The 5028-nt window shown below is 37.6% G+C and carries 3 protein-coding genes; all 3 read left to right on the top strand.

Annotated features, from left to right (window positions below):
* The first annotated feature begins 160 nt into the window (after positions 1 to 160).
* Positions 161 to 520 carry a CTB family bacteriocin gene (locus IQ228_RS20860; protein ID WP_027403333.1) on the top strand — a complete coding sequence of 120 codons (360 nt, stop codon included), beginning with the start codon at positions 161 to 163 and terminating at the stop codon, positions 518 to 520.
* Between the two features lie 749 nt (positions 521 to 1269).
* On the top strand, positions 1270 to 2778 hold the full coding sequence (locus tag IQ228_RS20855) for an HlyD family efflux transporter periplasmic adaptor subunit (protein ID WP_193964263.1): 1509 nt from the start codon (positions 1270 to 1272) through the stop codon (positions 2776 to 2778).
* 76 nt (positions 2779 to 2854) lie between these two features.
* Positions 2855 to 5028, top strand: a 2174-nt coding sequence (locus tag IQ228_RS20850; protein WP_193964261.1) for a peptidase domain-containing ABC transporter, incomplete at its 3' end; no start/stop codon positions are given.

Genomic DNA, 5028 nt, shown 5'->3' with positions numbered 1-5028 from the left:
ATACTATTCTAATAATTAAAACCTATTTTGTCTCTACTTTTAGAGGTAAATTTGCAAACTTTACTTTCTACCCGTAGGTTTATGAATTATTAGGCAACAATGCTTATAGTTGAGTTGTTAGGTGATGAAACACCTAATTTTGTAAGTGAGGCTAATAATTGTGTTAAATCAAATGGACGCATCCGATTTGATTGTTGCTTTATCTGATCAGCAGCAAGAAATAGTGACTGGTGGGGCTGACTTTGAACTAGCTTCTAGTAACTATGCTAACAAGGGATCGCTTTTAATGGGATCAAGCGTCTCCGGTCCTCAAGGTAGCAGTGCTACTTCCGCAGGTAAGTCTAATACCATTCTAACTGCGGGACAAGATTTCTTAGGCTTAGGTGCAGAACCCCCCAGCACCGTCGGGGCTTTAGGTCCAGCGGTGCTACCAGGTGATGGAACAGCAACAACGACTGTACCCGCAGTTCCCATTCCTCCAGTTGCTAGTGGAGTTGGATCTCTAGGGATTCTTGCGTAGATATGGGCTAGTCAGCCTATAAATTACCTAATCTTGAACCAGGAGTGAACTGGTGCGGCGGAGTGGGATGGAAAATTGAAACATAAAAACTTAAAAAGCAACTTGCACCAGCTTTTTGTGAGTTTTTAATGGTTAGTTATTCCCACCACTCTGCACGGCTAGTACCGCAAGGCGGAAGTCAAAAGTCAAAAGTCAAAAGTCAAAATGAAGACAGTATAGGCTTTTGGAGGATTTAAGTAGGTGAACACAATAAAACCAAACTGTGTAAAGAAACGTAAAATCGTCCAAACCCTCTTCACACTTGCCTCTTGCCTCTTGCCTCTTGCCTTTTGCCTTGCCATAACGACAATTTTCAACACCCACCTACTTAGAATGGTTGGTTTATTTACGCCAACCTGTACTAGTCAACACTTTTTGCGAGAACAAAAGGGGGTAAGGGAAATGATAAAAGCTTGCTCAATGTAAGTGAGGACTTTGAGAAAGTTTGAGCTTTTCCCTACTTCTTCTTAATGCTTGATCTGCGTTAAAGATTTGAGAAAGCAATTTCCACAGCTATGGAAGAACTATCTCTACCCCCTTCACTAGATTATAACCTATCATCCAATTATTTTTCACGATGTGAACACAGAAATTTGCTTGTTTTTATTCCTAATAATTTATTACCTGAGATAGTTGATGTTTGATTGCATCATATTAGCAATTTCTATCTTAGATCAGACTATTTTAGCCCTCATAGAAGGTGTAATACCGTGAATTCCTTACAGAGTCAAGATAATAATTCTTGGTATAACTTCAATAATCCAACTACAGAAGATTTGCATATACTAGAAACTAATGAGTTTCTCCCCCATATTGGTAAATGGATTCATCTTGGTGGGGGAGTGATGATTGCGATGTTTGTAGTTGCTGTGAGTCTCACATCTGTTCTCTATTACAACATCACAGTTAAAGTTCCTGCAACTATCCGACCATTGGGAGAATTACGGTTAGTTGAATCTGCAATGACGGGAACTATTAAAAAAATTGTAGCTAAAGAAGATCAGGTAGTAAGCAAGGGAGAAATAATTGCTTATCTTGATGACTCCCAACTCCAATCTCAGAAAAAACAACTGCAAAATACTATTCAGCAAAGTCAATTACAACTTCTTCAAATTGATGCTCAAATTAATCAAATCAATACTCAAATAATTGCTCAGACTAACTTAAATGACCGTACCATTATGGCTGCACAGGCCGAATTAACTGGCACTGAACGCAACTATAAAGATCAGCAAATTAAAACCGGTGCGGAAATGACACAAGCTAAAGTAGCTATAAATTTAGCAAAGGAGCAACTAGCAAGATTACAAAAAGAAAAGGTATTAATAGCCACTGTGGAAGAAGCAGAAGCAGGTTTAAAGTTGGCTATATTACAGCGCGATCGCTTGCAGAATATAGCTCAATCGGGAGCAATATCTCAGAATTTAGTCGAGGAAAAAGAACAGGCTGTTAAGTCTGCTCAAGCCAAATTAGAACAAGCCAAATCTAGTTCTAAAAATCTCCAAGAAGAAAAAGAACAAGCTGTTAAATTAGCACAAATAAACATACAAAAAGCAAAAATTGGCATTAATCCCAGTAATGCAAGTGTAACAGTAGCTTTGGAAAGAATTAGGCAAGAAAAAGCCAGAGGTGAGGGCAATTTAGCAGCTTTAAAAAAAGAACGGGAACTATTAATCCAGCAACGTCTAGAACTGCAAAAACAACAAATTCGCACTCGTCAAGAATTACTACAACTAGAAAATGAGTTGAATAAAAGTGTAATTCGCTCCCCAACAAATGGCACCCTAATGCAACTCAAACTCCGCAACTCTGGACAGGTTGTACAACTTAGTGAGGCTCTTGCTCAAATTGCTCCTGTGGATGCCCCTTTAATCATCAAAGCTCACGTTTGGGCTAAAGATATTGACAAAATAAAAACCGGTCAAGCAGTACAAATGCAGGTTTCATCTTGTCCCTATCCAGACTATGGAACTCTTAAAGGAACTGTAAAAACAATTGCACCAGATGTTCTAGCAACTACACAAAATAACTCTATTATCAGCACCCCCCAGGTAGCTACTTACGAAATCAATATTGAACCACAAAGTCTATTTTTAGGAAAAGGTAATCATTTATGTTATCTCAAATCTGGCATGGAAGGACGTGCTGATATTATTTCTCGTCAAGAAACTGTACTACAATTCATCCTCAGAAAAAGCAAATTAATCACCAATTCATAAATTAAATTGTAGACAGAATTAAGCAATAATTCAAGCCAATACAAGCGTTAATCAACCTAAGTTCTTCTGGATAATTATGTTTAATATCTTCAAACCTCATGAGAATTATCAATGTGTTTTACAGTTAAGTGAAGAAGACTGTGGAGCAGCTTGTTTAGTTTCTATTACCAAACACTATGGACGCTTTTTAAGTATGATTAAAAGTCGAGAAGCTGTTGGTACTGGACAATTAGGAACAACATTATTAGGGTTAAAAAGAGGTTCAGAAAATCTTGGTTTTAATGCTAGAGCCGTCAAAGCTTCTCCAGAAATTGTAGACAGAATTACAGAAATTACATTACCTGCAATTATCCATTGGCAAGGCTATCATTGGGTTGTTTTATATGGTAAAAAGGGAAAAAAATACGTTATTGCTGATCCGGCTGTGGGAATTCGTTATCTGACAAAAGAAGAATTAATCAATGCTTGGGATGGGGTAATGCTCTTATTAGAGCCAGATCCAGACCGCTTTTTTGAACAACCCCAAGAAGAATCAAAAGGTGGAATAACGCGCTTTTTTCGTCGGCTTTTACCCTATCGTGGCTTACTAGCTCAGGTTTTAATGATTAATATTGTCCTGGGTTTACTAGCTTTAGGAACTCCGGTTTTGATTCAATTATTAACAGATGATGTTCTCGTGCGTGGAGATGTACAATTACTTACTGTTGTCGTTTCCGCTGTTGTTGTTATGAGTTTATTTGGCGGAGGATTGCAAGTATTTCAAGCCTTAATGATTTCTCATTTTGGACAAAGATTACAACTAGGTTTAGTTCTAGAATTTGGTCGTAAACTTCTCCAATTACCATTAAATTATTATGAATCCCGTCGAAGTGGAGAAATTACTAGCCGACTGCGAGATATCGGCGAAATTAATCAATTAGTATCACAGATTGTGATTGTTTTACCTAGCCAATTTTTTATCGCTGTAATTTCTTTTGGCTTAATGTTATTTTATAGTTGGCAATTAACAATAGCCGTTTTATTTGTTGCTGGTTGCATGACTTTATCTACCTTACCTTTCTTACCCATTCTCCAACAAAAAACCCGCAGTCTTTTAGTCTTAGGAGCAGAAAATCAAGGTGTTTTAGTAGAAACATTTAAAGGCGCACAGGTAATTAAAACTACAAATGCTGCTCCTCAATTTTGGGATGAATTTCAAAGTCGGTTTGGTCGTTTAGCTAATCTGGCTTTTAGCACGGTGCAAATAGCAATTATTAACGGGACTATCGCTAAAATTATCTCTACAATTGGTGGTGTTATCTTACTAGGCTTTGGAAGTATGTTAGTAATTCAAGGCAATTTAAGCATCGGTCAAATGTTAGCTTTTAATGCTTTACAAGTAAATGTTGTAGGTCTAATTAACTCATTAGTTGGCTTTGTTGATGAATATTTTCGTTCCCAAACAGCAGTTTCTCGATTGTTAGAAGTTATTGATGCCACACCAGAAGTAGTTGGAGGAAGTCAAAAACCAACTGCACAAATTTCTAGTGTGGCAGATATTAATTGTTCTCATCTCCAATTTCATCACGCAGGTAGAGTTGACTTATTAGATGATTTTTCTCTTCAGCTTCCTGGGGGAAAAGTCATTGCCTTAATTGGTAAATCTGGTTGTGGTAAAAGCACCTTAGCTAAATTATTAGCTGGGTTATATGTACCAGATTCCGGGAATATCCGCATCGGCTTTTTTAATATCCAAGATATTGCTTTAGATTGTTACCGACAACAAGTAGTTTATGTTCCCCAAGAACCTCATTTTTGGAGTCGGACAATTTTGGAGAACTTCCGTTTAGGTACACCTAATATTTCTTTTGAAGACATAGTTCAAGCTTGTGATATTGCTGATGCTGATGGTTTTATTAGTCAATTACCTAATAAATATCAAACCGTATTAGGGGAGTTTGGGGCGAATCTTTCTGGGGGACAAAGACAAAGATTAGCGATCGCTCGCGGAATTCTCACAAATCCACCTATACTAATTTTAGATGAAGCTACCGCCGGATTAGACCCTATGAGTGAAGCTAATGTTTTAGATCGGCTTTTGAAATATCGCAGAGGTAAAACCACAATTTTAATTACCCATCGTCCCAGCGTTATCCACCGGGCTGATTGGATTGTTCTCATAGAAAAAGGTCAAGTCCAAATTCAAGGAACTCCTGATACTTTCTTATCAAAACCCGGAGAGCATTTACAGTTTTTAACCGGTCTCTTATA

The organism is Dolichospermum sp. LEGE 00246, assembly GCF_015207865.1.
GTDB lineage: Bacteria > Cyanobacteriota > Cyanobacteriia > Cyanobacteriales > Nostocaceae > Dolichospermum > Dolichospermum heterosporum.
The sequence above is the reverse complement of the archived record's forward strand: the minus strand, read 5'-3'. Positions and strand labels throughout refer to the sequence as shown.